Annotated in this window: 16 protein-coding genes; 10 read left to right on the top strand and 6 right to left on the bottom strand. The window is 32.6% G+C overall.

Going from position 1 to position 16,910, the window contains the following annotated elements; all coding sequences use genetic code 11:
* Positions 1 to 210: 210 nt before the first annotated feature.
* On the top strand, positions 211 to 705 hold the full coding sequence (gene tpx / locus BM018_RS03760; RefSeq protein WP_092318779.1) for a thiol peroxidase: 495 nt from the start codon (positions 211 to 213) through the stop codon (positions 703 to 705).
* A gap of 31 nt (positions 706 to 736) precedes the next feature.
* On the opposite strand, the gene BM018_RS03765 is transcribed toward tpx, so the two are convergent.
* The gene (locus tag BM018_RS03765) at positions 737 to 2,287 is read right to left on the bottom strand and encodes a hypothetical protein (RefSeq protein ID WP_092318781.1); all 1,551 of its coding nucleotides are present in this window, start codon (positions 2,285 to 2,287) and stop codon (positions 737 to 739) included.
* A 113-nt stretch (positions 2,288 to 2,400) separates the two neighbouring features.
* Here BM018_RS03765 and BM018_RS03770 point away from each other — a divergent pair, with 113 nt between their 5' ends.
* From BM018_RS03770 to eno, 7 genes are all read left to right on the top strand, one after another.
* The gene (locus tag BM018_RS03770; RefSeq protein ID WP_092318783.1) at positions 2,401 to 3,132 is read left to right on the top strand and encodes a potassium channel family protein; all 732 of its coding nucleotides are present in this window, start codon (positions 2,401 to 2,403) and stop codon (positions 3,130 to 3,132) included.
* Between the two features lie 12 nt (positions 3,133 to 3,144).
* Complete coding sequence (gene thiL / locus BM018_RS03775; protein WP_092318785.1) at positions 3,145 to 4,119, top strand: thiamine-phosphate kinase; 975 nt, start codon at positions 3,145 to 3,147, stop codon at positions 4,117 to 4,119.
* Positions 4,120 to 4,159: 40 nt separating this feature from the next.
* Entirely contained in the window at positions 4,160 to 4,612 is a 453-nt protein-coding gene (locus tag BM018_RS03780; RefSeq protein WP_092318787.1) for a SprT-like domain-containing protein, read from the top strand.
* Positions 4,613 to 4,623: 11 nt separating this feature from the next.
* Complete coding sequence (locus BM018_RS03785; RefSeq protein ID WP_092318789.1) at positions 4,624 to 4,833, top strand: hypothetical protein; 210 nt, start codon at positions 4,624 to 4,626, stop codon at positions 4,831 to 4,833.
* A complete protein-coding gene (locus BM018_RS03790; RefSeq protein ID WP_092318791.1) occupies positions 4,830 to 6,392 on the top strand; it encodes an arginine--tRNA ligase in 1,563 nt (520 codons plus the stop codon). The genes BM018_RS03785 and BM018_RS03790 overlap by 4 nt, the downstream gene beginning before the upstream one ends.
* Positions 6,382 to 6,771, top strand: a complete 390-nt coding sequence (locus tag BM018_RS03795; RefSeq protein WP_092318793.1) for a S4 domain-containing protein — start codon at positions 6,382 to 6,384, stop codon at positions 6,769 to 6,771. Before BM018_RS03790 ends, BM018_RS03795 begins: the two co-directional genes overlap by 11 nt.
* A gap of 73 nt (positions 6,772 to 6,844) precedes the next feature.
* A complete protein-coding gene (gene eno, locus BM018_RS03800) occupies positions 6,845 to 8,173 on the top strand; it encodes a phosphopyruvate hydratase (RefSeq protein WP_092318795.1) in 1,329 nt (442 codons plus the stop codon).
* A 141-nt stretch (positions 8,174 to 8,314) separates the two neighbouring features.
* Here the strand turns inward: eno and BM018_RS03805 are convergent, their stop codons facing one another.
* The gene (locus BM018_RS03805) at positions 8,315 to 9,127 is read right to left on the bottom strand and encodes a hypothetical protein (RefSeq protein ID WP_092318797.1); all 813 of its coding nucleotides are present in this window, start codon (positions 9,125 to 9,127) and stop codon (positions 8,315 to 8,317) included.
* Positions 9,128 to 9,143: 16 nt separating this feature from the next.
* Positions 9,144 to 9,776 carry a dTMP kinase gene (gene tmk / locus BM018_RS03810; protein WP_092318799.1) on the bottom strand — a complete coding sequence of 211 codons (633 nt, stop codon included), beginning with the start codon at positions 9,774 to 9,776 and terminating at the stop codon, positions 9,144 to 9,146.
* Between the two features lie 172 nt (positions 9,777 to 9,948).
* Here tmk and BM018_RS03815 point away from each other — a divergent pair, with 172 nt between their 5' ends.
* Both BM018_RS03815 and BM018_RS03820 read left to right on the top strand, forming a co-directional pair.
* Positions 9,949 to 10,563, top strand: a complete 615-nt coding sequence (locus BM018_RS03815; RefSeq protein WP_092318801.1) for a tetratricopeptide repeat protein — start codon at positions 9,949 to 9,951, stop codon at positions 10,561 to 10,563.
* 32 nt (positions 10,564 to 10,595) lie between these two features.
* Positions 10,596 to 13,886 carry a UvrD-helicase domain-containing protein gene (locus BM018_RS03820; protein WP_092318803.1) on the top strand — a complete coding sequence of 1,097 codons (3,291 nt, stop codon included), beginning with the start codon at positions 10,596 to 10,598 and terminating at the stop codon, positions 13,884 to 13,886.
* On the opposite strand, the gene BM018_RS03825 is transcribed toward BM018_RS03820, so the two are convergent.
* The 3 genes from BM018_RS03825 to ptsP are packed head-to-tail and all read right to left on the bottom strand — an operon-like array spanning position 13,883 to position 16,759.
* Positions 13,883 to 14,356 carry a YaaR family protein gene (locus BM018_RS03825; RefSeq protein WP_092318805.1) on the bottom strand — a complete coding sequence of 158 codons (474 nt, stop codon included), beginning with the start codon at positions 14,354 to 14,356 and terminating at the stop codon, positions 13,883 to 13,885. The two genes, BM018_RS03820 and BM018_RS03825, sit on opposite strands and share 4 nt — an antisense overlap.
* A gap of 13 nt (positions 14,357 to 14,369) precedes the next feature.
* Positions 14,370 to 14,972 carry a Holliday junction branch migration protein RuvA gene (gene ruvA, locus BM018_RS03830; protein WP_092318806.1) on the bottom strand — a complete coding sequence of 201 codons (603 nt, stop codon included), beginning with the start codon at positions 14,970 to 14,972 and terminating at the stop codon, positions 14,370 to 14,372.
* Positions 14,969 to 16,759: a phosphoenolpyruvate--protein phosphotransferase gene (ptsP, locus tag BM018_RS03835; RefSeq protein WP_092318808.1), complete on the bottom strand. Its 1,791-nt coding sequence runs from the start codon at positions 16,757 to 16,759 to the stop codon at positions 14,969 to 14,971. The genes ruvA and ptsP overlap by 4 nt, the downstream gene beginning before the upstream one ends.
* Positions 16,760 to 16,910 lie beyond the last annotated feature (151 nt).

Genomic DNA, 16,910 nt, shown 5'->3' on the forward strand with positions numbered 1-16,910 from the left:
AGAATCTTTAAATTTTTATCTTATCTAAGGTTAGTTAATACTTTTTTTATTTTCTATTATTTGATTAAATCTATTTTCATTCTTTATTATGAAATATATCTTCTGTTTTTATCAATAATTATCTTTTAGAAATTTTAAATAATCTTCAAAATAATTGAGCTTTTAAATTAAATAATATATAATATAAAATCTTAAAAGGAGGATAGTTATATGAATATAACATTTCAGGGGAACCCTTTAACCGTAGAAGGGACACAATTACAAGTCGGAGATAAAGCACCTGACTTTTCTTCTGTAAAAACTGATTTGAATTCATGGTCATTATCAGAAGTTGATGGTGTTAAAATTATTTCTGTTGTACCATCGTTGGATACTGGTGTATGCCAAATCCAAACAAGAAAATTTAGTACCGAAGCAAAAAATCTCGGTGGAGCAAGTGTTATTACTATTTCACTAGATTTGCCTTTTGCACAAGCACGCTGGGCTGGTGAAGAAGGAATTGATAATATGACTATTGTCAGTGATTATCAAAATAGAGAGTTTGCATTAAAATATGGCTTGCTGATTAAAGAATTAAAATTGCTTTCTCGTGCTGTTTTGGTTCTAGACAAAGATAATACTGTTAAATATGTAGAATATTTGAAAGAAATTACCGATGAACCAGATTATAGTAAAGCAGTTGCTGCTGCTAAAGCACTTATGTAAATAAAAGAGGAACAAACTGTTCCTCTTTTTACTAATAACGGTAAGAAAAATTAGCTCCGATAAATATAAATTGTTTAGCGTCAATTGTATGCACTAAATTGCCGCTTGTTGTTTCGGTAAAAATGCTTTCCATCATACCGCTTTGTTTCCAGAGCAACTCCCACGTCATATTAGGTAGCATATGATATCGTGCGGAAATTTCTAAAATGGTATTATTGGGAGAATAACCTAATCCTTGTTTTAGAATGTTTCTTACGGTCCAAGAAATTCCAACAGTGAAAAATTTTAATAGTTCTTGTCCCATATCTAATGATGCTTTGAACCACATGTCATTTAGTTTGAAATCTCCATAAATTTCCAGATTGATAAATACGTTTTGCTTTAAGAGTTGTACGCCAAGAGATGCATTATAGTATGTTAAATTAGGAATAGTTGTTTGTACTTTGGGCAAGCGGATGACCCCATCCTGATTGACATTAGGTCGGTCGATGTAATAAAATTCATTAACCCAGCGGGGTTGCCAGCTGCCAAATGCTTGTGAAACTTCAAAACGTATAGGAACAATTTGACTAAACATCATAAGAAAACCTCCAGTCAAGCCAGATCCAGATGGAATAGTGAAATCGGCATTTATGGAGCTGCTGCCTCCAAAAATATGTGTGTAATCGACATAGAGCATAAAATCAAAAATATTTTTTTTCTGAGCTAACTGAAATTCAACTCCTGCTTCGATCATGTTAAATGGAAATGGATTAGATGATGGTGAAAAAAGATACAGACCGGGAGAAAAACTTTGAAAAGGATCTAAATCAGTTCCGTATACAAAATATAACTTTAAATCTTTGAGGAATTGTGCCCGAGGATTTTTAATGCCACTTAATGGTTTGGCGTACAGTTCTATGGCCATAAGATCAGGTTGTGCGATATTCGCTAATAGATAATTAAATCCTATATATGTTGCGTCCATTTGAAAAGATAATGTTTTGAAAACCTCATAAGGACCGAATAGGTTAGGATGATAATCATAAAAAAAACGACCATGACCAATAGAAATACTTTGATTGGTAACGACAGAAATACCGATTCTTTGGAAAATGGTGTTTGTTTTCATGCTGGAATATTGAAAGTCAAAAGTTATTTTAGAAACCAATGCAGCTTTGGTTGTCCAGAGAGCTGTAACAAATGCGCTAGTCCAATCAAAACGCAACGGTATATCATAGCTCATATAAAACCAAGCAATTTGCATATAAGGAGAAAAAAATATATCCGAATAAGGTAATGTGTCAAATTGGCCATATTGAGCACCGATATTGAACCCTGCACGGATTATTGAAGGTTTTTTAGGGCTAGGAGGCACAGGAATATCAGCGAGCCTGTGTAACGGAGGAAGAATGTCTGTTTGTTCAAAGGTTTCAGGAAGATATAATTGAGCATCCGGTACGCTGCTTTCCTGAGGTCTTAGGGCATCACCCTGCTGAATGATGTTATCTCCAGGCAGAAACGTAGCATTTCCTTGAGCATAAACAGAAGCAAAACAGATAAATATGCCAAACAGAAAAGTCAAGTACTTAATTATTTTCATTCTTTAATTATATGGGATTATCCGATAAATTTCAAATTTATTATAAGACTGAATTCTTGATTTTTTAAAAAAAATATTTTATGATAAAGGGAATATCAATGTAAGGAGAATCTATGGCACAAGGTATTGGACAGCAATATACTTATTTAGTCATAGGGATGGGGATTTTTGGCCAGCATATTGCTGAAAGCTTGTCGCGCTCAGAAGCTGAAATTATTGTTGTTGATCAAAATCCTGATCCGCTTCAAAAAATTAAAGATTTTCCTGTATTTCCGTTTCAATTGGATTCTACTGCCGAAGATGCTTGGAAAGAACTTGATATTACTAAGGTGGATTGTGTTATTGTTTGTATAGGTGAGGATATGATGGCTAGTATTTTAACAACATTGCTGATGAAAAAATTTAACATTCCTCGTATTATTGCACGCGCCAATAGTGCCGAACATGCTCAAATTTTAGAGCTGATCAATGTATCGGAAATTATCCGCCCTGAAATAGAAAGTGCTGAGAAGTTAGCTGGTGGTCTTATTGGAGAAACAGGATTTGTTTTATCATATGAACGGATTTGGAAGGATCATGCGATTATTGAAGTGCGAATCAATAAACATATTGCAGGTCAAACATTAGTAAATCTTGATCTTAGACAGATTTATAAAGTGAATGTTATTGCTATCAAGCATCCAGTTGCACGTGTTGATGAAAATTTTCAAAATATTAATGAGTATGTGATTGATGAAGTTCCGGATCCTAGGCAGCCGCTTGCTGAAGGCGATATCCTTATTATTTTAGGCAAGTTGTCTGATATTGATAGGCTGGAAAAATCTCCTATTGCGCAAATGAAATAATCCGGAGGATCTATGCAGCAAGAACTCAAAAGTGAAGATGAAATCATACAGGAATTAATGATTCTTTTTGAAGTCGAAGGGGATCGTATTGGTATTGGAGATGATGCTGCCGTATTGGAGTATCATCAGTTGCTTTCTGTTGATGCGATGGTTGAAGGTGTCCATTTTCTTAAGGAAAAAGCTTCTTGGGATGATGTTGCTTACAAACTTTTTGCTGGAAGTGCTAGCGATATGGCAGCAATGGGTGGTTATGTGACTGGTTACCTTTTGAGTTTAGGAATGCCTTATGATTGGCATAATGATGATTTACGTATTTTTATTCAAGGTATTAAAGAGTTCATTCATGAATTTCCTGCTGATCTATTGGGCGGAGATATTGTGCGTTCAAAAGAGTTTTTTGGGTCTGTTACAGTTCTGGGAAAAACATTTACTCAACCTTGGCTTCGAACTGCAGCCAAGCCTGGTGATTTTATTTATGTAACGGGTACTTTGGGTGATTCACAGCTTTATCTTCAGCATGAATTGAGAAAAAATATTTTGCCTATGAAAGATTTAACTTATTTTAAGCAGCGTCATTATCGACCTATTCCTCGTATTGATTGGGCGCAAGAAATCAATAAAAAATATCGGGTTCATGCGGCGATGGATATTAGCGATGGTTTGATTGAAGATCTTAGTAAATTATGTCGCTTATCAGGAGTTAATTTTTATGTTGACGCGAATCTTCTGCCTTTGAGTACAGCATTTATTGGGGAAGAAAATATTTCAGAACATAAAGTGTTTTATCAGCATAATGCGCTTATCGGCGGCGAAGATTATGAGTTGATTATTATTACGGATGAAATTATGGATGAAGATACTTTGCTAGATCAAGGTGTAAAAATAACTAGAATTGGTCGCATTCTTACGGAAGAAGAAACTAGTATTGTCTTATGGAACAATAAGCGTCATACCAGTAATGAATTTCAGGGTTATAGGCATTCTTAAATGCAACAGCGCTTAGAAAATACTCTTTATAAGGTGATGCGTGCGTATTTTCCAGATTTCTCGGGGGGGGGGGGGGGGGGGGGTAAATATTCCTTATATTAAACTTTCTCAAGGGAGATTCAAAAAACAGCGTAGAAGCATTGTTTTTGGAACGTATGATGCGCTTAAAAATGAAATAAAAATTCATCCTATTCTTTTAGAGTCAGTACCAGAAATTGCTTTAGAGTTTGTTATTTATCATGAATTACTTCATTTTATGGAGCGTGATATTTTGCTGGTACGCAAAAAGAAAATGCGTGTACATACTAAAGAGTTTCGGCAGCAAGAAAAAAAATTTTTTCACTATGATAAAGCCCAAAAAATATTAAAAGATTTGTTATATAATCGTGAAATTTCTTATGTAGACAGACTTTCTCTTGAAGAACAGATAACTGCTTCTGTGGATAACGATAACCTTGACAAGATTTTAACATACTATAAAAACAAACAATAAGGAGTTCTTATATGGTAAAGAAAAGGTATATGAATAAAAATAACTGGCTCATGATGGGATTAGGTATCCTGATTACGTTTTTAGGGTATTATCTTATTTCGCCTATCACTAGAGATTATGAGACTCCTAAAGCATTTTTTGCAATTCTGGTTCTTAATGTTGGATTGCTGATAGTAATTTTAGGGCTTTCCTTAAATTTTTCGGTAGGACAGTCTAGATGATCAATTGCTCACCTAAGGAATCCATTCGTTATTTGGTGACGCAGGCTCTTATTAGAATAGGAGCTGAAATTCCTCATTTTATTGCGGTTGAATCCCCAGAAAATCCAGAATATGGTCATTATGCTGTTCCGATTGCTATGCAGCTTGCGCGTTCTCTGAAAAAAAATCCACGGCTTATTGCTCAAGAAATATATAATATCATACATCAAGATTCTATGTTTTCTAAGGTTGAAATTGCAAGAGCTGGATATTTAAATTTTTTTTTAAGTTCGGATTATCTAGAGCAAAAACTTCAATTTATTATGAGCCATAATGATTATGGAAAAAACTCTTCTCTTCAAGGCAAACATATACTTTTGGAATATGTCAGTGCAAATCCTACAGGGCCTCTTCATATTGGACATGGGCGTTGGGCAGCTATAGGTGATAGTTTGGCACGGTTTCTTAGTTTTTCGGGAGCTTCAGTACACCGCGAATTTTATATTAATGATGCTGGAATTCAAATCGCCCATCTAAATGAAAGTGTTCAGGCAGTACTTAGAGGAGATGCTATTTCAGAAGACGGTTATCATGGAACATATATTACAGAACTTGCTCAGGAAACAAAAGCACTAAATCAGCCTCCGGAACAGATTATGTTGGAAAAACAAAAAGCTACTCTTAATGAATTTCGTGTTGTTTTTGATACTTGGTTTTCAGAGAAAACATTACATGAATCAGGTGATTTAGAAACAGCCATCCAAAAACTTAAGGGAAAAAATGCTGCTTACACTAAAGATGGAGCACTATGGTTTCGTTCTTCTGAATTAGGAAAGGATGATAAAGATCGTGTTTTGGTTAAAAGTGATGGCTCGTATACTTATTTTGCTGCAGATATTGCCTATCATTTCAGCAAAATAAAGCGAGGATATTCTTTTTTGATTGATATTTTAGGTGCTGATCATCATGGTTATGTGGAACGGATTGCTGCAGCTGTAAAAATTTTTGGTGGTGAATTATTTGTGCTTTTAGGGCAGCTGGTGAATTTGTTCCGGAATGGTGAGCCTGTTCGTATGTCAAAACGTACTGGTGATTTGATTTCGTTGGATGAAGTAATTAATGAGATAGGTGTTGATGCATTACGTTATTTATTGTTACGGCGTCCTATCCGTTCAGCACTTGATTTTGACCTGGAGAAAGCAAAAATTATCAGTAATGATAATCCTGTTTATTATGTTCAATATGCTCACGCTCGGATTTGTTCTATTTTAAGAAATACCCAGCTGGATGCCGATTTTCAGCATTTTAAAGGCGAACATGAAAAAGAGTTGCTTAGAGAAATAGTAAAATTTGAAGATATTATTTTAGAAATTGCTCATGATTTTGATTTACAAAAATTGCCTGCTTATCTTGAAGGATTAGCTTCATGTTTCCACCGTTTTTATAAGAACTGCAGAATTATTGACGATCCTAATGAATCATCACGATTAGCGTTATGTGTTGCTGCACGGACAGTTTTTGCCAATGGATTAGAATTGCTGGGTGTCTCTGCTCCAGAAGTAATGAGCCATGAGGCTTGATAAGTGGCTTAAAGTAACTCTTATTTTTAAGCAGCGTTCTAAAGTCGTATCTTACATTGAAAACAATAAAATCCGTGTCAACAACGAGCCGGTGAAAGCATCAAAAACTGTTAAGATTGGTGATGTTATTAGCATACAAAAAGAAATTGGCGTTTATCACTATACAGTTTTGAGACTATCAGAAAAAAATGTGACAACAGTGGAAGCTAAAGAAATGTATGCTTTGCAGATGCTAGAACAACAAGGATCAGAAGATGAGAAATTCATCAGAAAGATCGAAAAAGACAGGGTGCTTGCTGCAAAAAAAGATTGGAACAAAATGTATGATAATAAAAAACAGCAACGTAAGTTACGAGCGCGAAAATATAATTTTGAATAGCGTAGAATTGACATTTCGAGAAAATTGTGATAAACTTTATTTTCAAAGTTAGAAATTATTTATGGAGGCACTTATGTCTTTAATCGTTGATATTCATGCTCGAGAAATTTTAGATTCTCGAGGTAACCCAACAATCGAGGCAGACGTGATTTTAGAAGATGGTACTATCGGTAGAGCTGCTGTACCAAGCGGAGCATCGACAGGCGAAAATGAAGCAGTTGAGCTCCGTGATGGTGATAAAAGTCGTTACTTAGGAAAAGGAGTGCTCAAAGCTGTAGAGAATGTTAACACTATTATTGTTGACGAAATATGCGGTTTAGATGCTCTTGATCAAGTTATTGTTGATAAAACAATGATAGCTCTTGATGGTACAGATAATAAAAGCAAATTAGGTGCTAATGCTATTTTAGCAGTTTCTATGGCTACTGCAAAAGCTGCTGCTCATTATTTGGATGTGCCGCTTTATCAGTATCTTGGCGGTACGAATACCAAAGTTTTACCAGTACCGCTTTGCAATGTTATTAATGGTGGATCTCATGCGGGTAATAAAGTGGATTTTCAAGAATTTATGATTACTCCTATTGGGGCACCAACTTTCCGTGAAGCGGTTCGCTATGCTGCAGAAACCTTTCATGCTCTGAAAGACGTGCTTAAATCAAAAGGATATAATACTTCAGTAGGTGATGAAGGTGGATTTGCACCTGATTTGCAGTCTAATGAAGAAGCACTTCAATTATTGACAGCGGCTATCGAAAAAGCCGGCTATAAACCCGGAGAACAAATTGCTATTGCATTAGATCCAGCTACTTCAGAGCTTTGGAATCATGCAGAGGAACAGGGAAAAAAAGGTTATCTTTTTTGGAAATCCAATAATGAAGTTCTTAATTCAAATGATATGATCAATTACTGGGTAGAAATGTGCAACAAATATCCTATTGTTTCCATTGAAGATGGACTTGCTGAAAACGACTGGGAAGGCTGGAAATTGATGACAGAAAAACTAGGAAATAAAATTCAAATTGTTGGTGATGATCTTTTTGTTACTAATGTAAAATATTTGAAGAAAGGCATTGAGAATAGTACTGCTAATTCTATTTTGGTCAAAGTCAATCAAATAGGCTCATTAACAGAGACTTTCGATGCCATTGAAATGGCGAAAACTGCTAAATATACATCTATCTTATCACATCGATCTGGTGAAACCGAAGATGCAATGATTGCTGATTTAGCTGTTGCAACAAATGCAGGTCAGATTAAAACAGGATCAATGTCTCGTTCAGATCGTTTAGCAAAGTATAATCAATTACTTCGCATTGAGGAAGAATTAGGAAATGGTGCTATTTATAAAGGAATTGAAACGTTTTATAATCTTGGTAGAGTATATCTGCCTGTATATAAATAATATTTGTATTATAAAGTTATAAACTAAATAGAAAAATAATGAACAAGGTAGTAGAAATTGATAGTAAATTTGAACTTATTATCTAATACCTTTTCTTTTTCAATCTATTTTTATAGCTATGTAAGTGTGGAATTGTATATTTTACTCATTATTTGTTTCTTTTAGTGTATTTTTGAGAACATCTTCATATTGAGAATCATCAAGAGGGTGCTCTGTAATATCCCATGGAAGTGTAGTCATTGGTTTTCCTGATTGTTGAACTTTGTAAGTTCCACCAATAGCACGCCCATTATCAATAATGAGGTCATGAGTGATAGTTCCTTTATAAATACCATCAACAGATAGGGTACCTACTAACTTTCCTTGTTGTTTAAAGAGTTTAAAAATCTGAACTTCGTAAGTGCCGTTTATTTTCAAACTTTGATCAATGAAATCTTTATATTCAATCATAATTCTTAATGGTTTTTTTATAATGCCTGTAGTTTTATAGATCAAATGTCCGCCACGCCAACCAGATTTTTTTTCACCAACAAAGTTAAGCATTTTCATTGTACGAATACGAGGTAGTGAAGAATCGATTCCTTTTTGAAATTCAAGAAAAAATTCAATATCACTAACTTTTCGATGACCAATATCTTCCATGCGGTGAATTTCGTTATCTTGATGGTCGAGTGCTACAATGATATATTTGTGTTCACCGAAGGAAACTTTAGAATCAGTAAATTCAGTATTTGTGACAATACTTAAAACTTGGGGTTCTAAGGTAATTTCTTTGCCTTTATGTATTTTTTTAGGAATATGATCGATTCTTAAAATTTTATATTTGACGGCGGCAGGAATTTTTTTCCAAACTAGAATAATTTTATCATTGTAAGTTCCATCACTTGCTGATACAGGAAATATAGGCTGGTTCATAAAAAGCAGCCATAAAAACAATAAATTCCATACCTTCATAAGATCTCCAAAATGATTATAAATTAATAAATCGCTTATCTTTTTGAGCTAATAAATCTAAAATAGTCATATGAATTGATTCTGGATCAGAACTAGCATCTATTATTTCGATATAATCAAAGTCAGATGCTATTTTCTGGTATCCTTTCCAAATAGCTTCATGAAATTCTTTGCTTTCACGTTCAATTCTGTCTAGACCAATGGTTTTATGTTTAATCTGCAAGCGTTCTGTGATGGTTGTTAGTGGAGGGTTTAACAAAAAAGTAATATCAGGATGCTTGTTGAAGACAGCGACTTGAGAAATTTCTCTTAATACTTTTTGGTCCAGATGGCGCCCAAAGCCTTGATAAACCAAAGAAGAATGAAAATAACGATCACTGATAACGACAAATTCTTGTTCCAGATGAGGAATAATTTTTGTTTCTGTTAATTGACTGCGTGCTGCAGAAAAAATGAAGAATTCTGTAATAGGAGTTGATGTTTCCGTTAACAAAAGATCACGTAATTTTTCACCCAAAGGGGTACCTCCAGGTTCACGAACTAATATTACAGGAATTTCATGCTTTAAGCAGTATTCATATAAAAGTTTGCATTGCAAAGATTTTCCCGAACATTCCACACCTTCAAAGCTAACAAATAACCCCTTCATATTTTACCTCTTGAATTTGGTATTTTGCTGCTGATTATTATAGAGTATTTTGGCTTTTTTGTCTACTTAATAAGGTTATTGTAAAATAATTTGACCTTGGAACAATTATTTTTTATAATAATATAGGGCTTAACAATCTTGTGTAGCGGATTGTTAAAATGGAGGAATATTTATGAAAAAATTATTTTTATTGTGTCTCGTTTTGGGTCTTTCGTCTGCATCATTTGCACGTCTTAATCCTACAATCAGCTTAATGAGTCCTATGGATAGGCATTCATTGTTTGTTGCAATGGTAGAATCTGCTGATGCTTATCAAGCGGCAAAACATACCAAAAAAGCAAAAGAATTTTATCGTGCGGCATTGGAAGTATATCCTATTGGCGATCAAGCACATGTCGTTGCTCAAAAGCTTGGCATAGATTTAGATGATGAAGAGACTTTTCAGCAATTTTTGTCGACAGGAGATGATGCTTTCAAGAATAAAAAATACAATACGGCATTAGCAATGTATTTGATGGCATTGGAATTAAATCAGCCTCTTGATTTATACAAAAAAATATATCAAACTTATTATGCTTTAGGTGATACAGAACGTGCTAATTTTTATCAATCCATTCTCTCCAATGATATGAAAAATGATATTGATAATAATATGGACGATCCTTCGATTATAGATGCAGATTATACGGAATTAGCCTACGAAAGTATAGCAGATATTGATCAGCCAGTTCCCTATAATGATCATAAGAAAGAAGAATTAATTCAAGCATTTGACGATCTTATTTAATTTTTACTGATAGTTTGAAATTATGCAAAAAAATGGCATATTCTTTTAATTTTGATGATCCATCAATTATTTTTAATAACAATGTTCCAACGATTTTAGAAGCTTCAGCAGGGAGTGGTAAAACAACTATCCTAACAGAACGTTGGATAGTTTGTTTTCTTTATTTGCTTGTTGGAGAAGAAAAAACAGTTGCAGAAGCGTTGAGTTCTATTATAGCACTTACTTTTACTAAAAAAGCTGCTGCTGAAATGAAAGAACGCATTCGGTATCGTATGAATCAACTCTGGATAAATAATGAATTGCCAGACATGATTTTAAATCTTTCGAAGTTTCATTCTAATATTAATATCTTAGAAGCGATGAAGATTTTGAACGATCAAAAAGAAGAAATTAATGATTTATTATCTTTAAGTACTATCACAACGATTAATGGATTTATTTTGCAGAAATTAAAACAATATCCCTTAGAATCAGGGTTGAATAGTAATTTATCTCCTACAGAGGAGAATAGTAGAGTATCGAATGCCGAAATTAAAGCCCAAATTTCTACGCTTCAGTCTCTTTTTGAACATAAGGAATCTAAAATTTTGCAGAAAATATTTACACTGGGCATAAGTTTATGTGGATTCGCACAATGGGAAAAACTCTTCCAAGATTTGCGAGAGCTTATCACACAGCATAACGAAAATATGATCTACGATGCTTTAGAGAATTCTCAATATATGATTTTTAATAATCAAATACAGAATATATTAAATACTAATGACTCTGTACAAAAAATTTTTGATATTATTTATCCTAAATTAAATGTTCTTATTGCTGCTTTAGAAACAGAAAATGCTTATAAACCGTTGACAAAGAACAATAAAGTATTCTATCAAAATTTATGTAATTTCAATAAGGACCATCTTCTAAGCTTGTTTTCTAAAGATATTCTTGGAGAGTATATATTCAGTGAATTAAAAGATTCAGAAGGGTTGCAATTAAGAGAAATAAGTAATCAAAAGTATAAAGAATTTATTACATGTCAATATCAAATTTTAATTCCATTAATTATACCTATTTCACAATTATGTTCTCAGAAATTAAATCAAATTTATCATGAAGATAATCAAATTTCTTTTAGTGAAAGTGAATATTTATTTTTAGATATTTTAAAAAATCCTCTATTTGACCAAAAAGTCTGCGGAAACATGAAATTTTTATTTATTGATGAGTTTCAAGATACATCGGATATTCAAAAGCAAATTGTCAATAAAATTTTGGAGCATAATCATATTGTTCCATTTTTTGTAGGGGATCCAAAACAATCAATTTACAGCTTCCGTAAAGCAAATGTACAAGTATTTTATGATACTCAAAGAGAATTCGAAAAAAAAGGGTTCCAGCCAAAACAACTCAAAACCAATTATCGTTCTGGTAAATTATATGTAAAACTCATCAATCACCTTTTTAGTGAAATTTTTGCAAACGATGCTCAAAATATTACTTATTTTCCACAAGAGTCTTTTCGAGATGTTCCTGCACAATTTTTTTATACATGTTCTGAAGCATTAGATACGGCTTTTATTCAAGCAGTGCATTTGCTTAGTAGCGAAATGGAACAAGGTACCAATCCTGGAAATGTTATTATTTTATTGAAAAGAAATAGAGATATTCTTAAGTTTCAGAAAGTATTAAAAAAATATTTGCCTGATATTCCAGTGACTTCATCAATTAAAGAGCCATTATGGACCAGTCCGTATATTATGCCATTGATTCGGTTTTTACGAGTATTAGTTATGCCACAGGATAATTTTCTATTGGTCTCTCTGCTTAAAAGTGAATTTTTTAGAAAAAGTGATCCTGAAATAGATAAATTGATTGAGACCTCATTAAAACTTAATATTTCTATATATGATATTTTAGAAAATCATGATAAACAAATTATTACTCATTTGGCTTCTCTTCGAGACCGCATTCCGTTAGATGAATTAATTGATCAAATAATAAAAGAAACAGAATATGATTACGTTCTGCAATTGTATCCCAATCCTGGAGAAGCATTGGCAAGTATGCATTTATTTCTTACGGAAGTACAAATGTTGCAGCAAAATTATTCAATGAGTGTATACGAATTCCTTAACTATGTTGATCAACATCCTGATTCAACGGATACTGCGGAATTTTTAGGAGAAGAAGGAAAAACTCTCAGAATAATGACGATTCATTCTGCTAAAGGTTTAGAAGCTCCCTGTGTTTTTTATATTCATGAAAATTCTTCATTGAGAGAAAAATTTCCACTTTTTATCCAGGATCAAATTGCATTCAATGTTCTGGGAAAAGATGAGTTAGGTGAGAAATTATCTGATCTCTATAAAAAGGAACAATTATCTGAGCAAAAGCGCCTGGCATATGTGGCTTTGACGCGGGCAAAAGAAAAATTTTATTTTTGTGGCCTTCAAAGTATCGTCAAGAAAGTAGAAAAAAAATCTGAAATTTTGCATGATAAAACCTGGTCTACTTTTTTCAATATAGAATTAATAGAAAAATTTTCATCTCTATGTAATAAAATTGAAGATATTCCTGAAAAAGAGCCTTTAATACCGGCTGATCAAGAAAGGCTAGATCAAAATGTTACCTGTTATTATGAATCTCTAAAAAGCAAAGCAGATATTAAGCAGAATCGAGAAATAATACCGCAATTTTTATCAGTAACGCAACTTTTAGATGCTGAATTTTCTCCAAAATATTTTCAAAAAAAATATAAAATTAAAAATTTTGATATTAATAACTATATACAAGAACTTGATGAAGGTGCATTATATTCATATACTCTTGAAATTGGATCTATTTTACATCATATATTGCAAAATTTAGATATGCCCCCCAAAAATGAGGTGGAAACTTATCTTAATTTGCATTATCCTCATATGAAATTATTTTTTGAAGATATTTTACGGTATGCTTATTTGTATTGGAACTCTGAGTTTTATCAACGAGTATATAAAAACAACACTTTGATTGATAAAGAGCGTGAAGTTGCCTATCTTGTTAATCATGATAATAATATTATCATACGGGCAACGGTAGATTTATTTCTTGTATCTCATGAGAAAAATATTATTACAGATTATAAGTTATCGATAAAAAATAAATTGGAACGTTATCATAGGCAATTATCTTATTATGCTTTGTTATCAGAATATGCAGGTTATCCTATCAATGAGCTTATTCTTTTTGATTTGAGTGAAGGAAAAGATATAAAATTATCTTGGTGCAAAAATACTACTGAGAATTTTTTTGATCAGGCTATGCAAATGGCATTAAAATTATTAGCTTAAGTGAGAATATTAAGGATTAATCCTTTTAGTTTATCTGTCAAATTTAAAATGTCAATACGATTTCGTTCGTCATTAAGTATTCTTTGAGCTAAATCAGCTAAAGTTTGATCTATTTGTTGAGAAATCTTAAATAATTTTGTTCTTGTTAGTCCCACCCGAGCAGTAATTTCTTTAGTAATGGAATTTTTTACGATACCTTTAACCATCAAACGTATATATTTTTTATAACGCGCAAAATTTTCTGGTAATGGTTTTTCAGCTAGCTCCCGTCCTATTTTATCTAATTCTTCTCCTAATAATGATATATTATTTAAAACTTCATCACTATTGTGAAGCATTTGTTCAAGTATGGGTTCATCATTAATATCATCCATCATATGTAGGAATAGTTTTTTCGATTTTTCAGTTTGGGAGAGAGATAAATGAGAAAATATATTTTTTTGACGAGTTGTTCGGGAAATAATACGCATAAAAAGACCTCCTTTACTTGTTTCTTAAAAACGATAAAAATAAAACAATAAGCTGTTCTACTGACATTTCCATATCACAGCTGTCACAAAATTCATCTAAAGGTTTTTTAATTTCTGTATCGCTGTAACCAAGTGTGCGCATTGTAAGTAGAATTTCCATTTTCTTTTTAGGTAGAGAAATATTTATCGTAGACATTTCAGCATGCGAGATATTTTTTTGCATTTTTTCTTGGAGATCTAAAATTAATTGTTCTGCTTTTTTGGCACTAATGCCTTTAATCTTCGATAAACTGGCTACATCACCGGTTACTATTGCAGTTCTTAATTCATAGCCTGTCAAATCATTGAGGATTTTAAGCCCTTGTTTGGGTCCTATTCCTTTTGCTGTGATTAACAAATCAAATAAATTCCGTTCTTCCCATGTATGGAAACCAACTAAATACATTTCCTGTTCCCTAACAATAAGTGAAGTATAAATAAAAAAAGTATCATTTTCTGTAGAACTATTCAGGAGTCGATCGGATACAAAGATATCATAACAAATACCTGATGCCGTTTCGATTAATATTTTAGAATCTGTTTTATGAATAAGTTTTCCTTTTACTGCTCCGATCATGATGACTCCAACTGATCATTAATAAAAATACTTTGACCGTCAAAATAAGCTCCTTTTTCTTTAAGAAAATTATTAAGATCTTCTTCTAAAAAAGCATCAATTTCATGTGCTGATTTCATTTTAACAATTTCTTTCCATAAAAATAGACATTCTTTTGGATTGCTGTATGAGCTGACAAATTTCACCAGCGGCAAAAATAAAGGATTCATACTTAACGAACGCATCCCTATACCCAGAAATAAACGTGTATAAACCGCTTCTTTTGCCATCTCTCCACACAAAGAAACTGGTATTTTGAATTTGTTCGCTTTCTGTACAACATGGTAAATGAGTTTGATAATAGAAGGGTGGCTGTTTTGATAATAACGTGCTACAAGTGGATTATTTCGATCTGCAGCAAGAATATATTGAGTAAGATCGTTAGTTCCAATACTGATAAAGTCAATATGAGGGAGAAAATCATCAATGCAGATAACAACGGACGGCACTTCTACCATAATTCCTAATGGTATTTTGTTGCCATTAGGAATTTCATCTTTTAATTCGTCTGCTGCTTGATAATAGATATCTTTTAAGAACATGAGATCTTCCAGTGTTGAAATAAAGGGCAACATTATTTTTATCTTGGGATTAATAGAGGATGCTTTAATTAGAGCGCGCAATTGCATTTTTAACTCGTCCGGAGAGTCAATAAACATTCGTGTAGAACGGTATCCTAAAAAGGGATTGAGCTCATTTATTAAATTTTTATCCCTATGTTTTAAAAATTTATCGCCACCTAAATCAACAGTTCGAATCGTAACTGGATAATTATTGGCATACGTCAAAAATTCTTTATAATATTGATAATGTTCTTCTTCATTCAAACTTCGCTTTTTTGACAAACAGAAAACTTCTGTTCTTAAAAGTCCTATTCCGTCTGCGTGGTGTTTTTTAGCCAGAGTAATATCGTGTAATGATCCAACATTTACCATTATTTCCAATGATTGGCCATCTAATGTTGTGAAAGATTGGCTTATAGATTCTAAAATTTTATTTTCATATTTTATACGCATTTGCCTGAGAGTTCGATAGTTTTCCAACATTTTGCTGTTATGATTTATGATTACTTCACCTTTGTATGCGTCCATGATAATATTTTGATTATTTTTGACATGAGATAGTAAATCTTTTACTCCAAAAATAGCTGGAATTTCCATAGATTCTGCTAAAATAGCTGCGTGGGAAGTAATTCCGCCTTCTGAAGTAACAATTCCTAAAATTTTATCTTTTGAAAATGTCAGAAGATCTGCTACGGAGAGCGATTGAGCAATAAAAATAACAGGATCCGTGATGTTTTGAATTGTCGATGAGCCATTCAATATTTCTAAAATCCTATTCCCCAAAGCAGCAAAATCCTGATAGCGAGCACGGAAATATTCATTATCTAGAGCATCAAAGTCTTTTTTAATAAGCGCTAATTTTTTTAGAATAGCTTCTTGTGCAGAAATTTGCTCATCACAAATGCATTGTGGGATTTTATATTTGAAAAAATCATCATTAATTAATGAATTATAAAGGGTAATCATTTGTTGTCCTGTTTTATCAGAAACTTCTTCATGATTCCATTTTAGTGATTTTAATTCTTCTTTAAGTTTTGTTAATGAGTCCTGGTATAAAAAAACTTCTACTTCTTTACCCTGAAATTTTGCGGTTGTATAATTGAACATTCTTTTAGAATTCTTTTTAAGAAAAATCGGCCCCTCAACGATTCCAGTACTAATTGGAGTTCCTTTAAGGACAAACATTTGCTTCCTCCAAACAAAATTCAAAAATAATTACCATAATCATAGCATAAAAACAAAAATTTCTCAAATTGACTTATAATAAATCAAAAATTATTATTTTTAGTTTTTGGTATCAAATACCGAAATATTATTTTAGAGAAATACTAAGGAT

This window comes from Brevinema andersonii, from assembly GCF_900112165.1.
GTDB lineage: Bacteria > Spirochaetota > Brevinematia > Brevinematales > Brevinemataceae > Brevinema > Brevinema andersonii.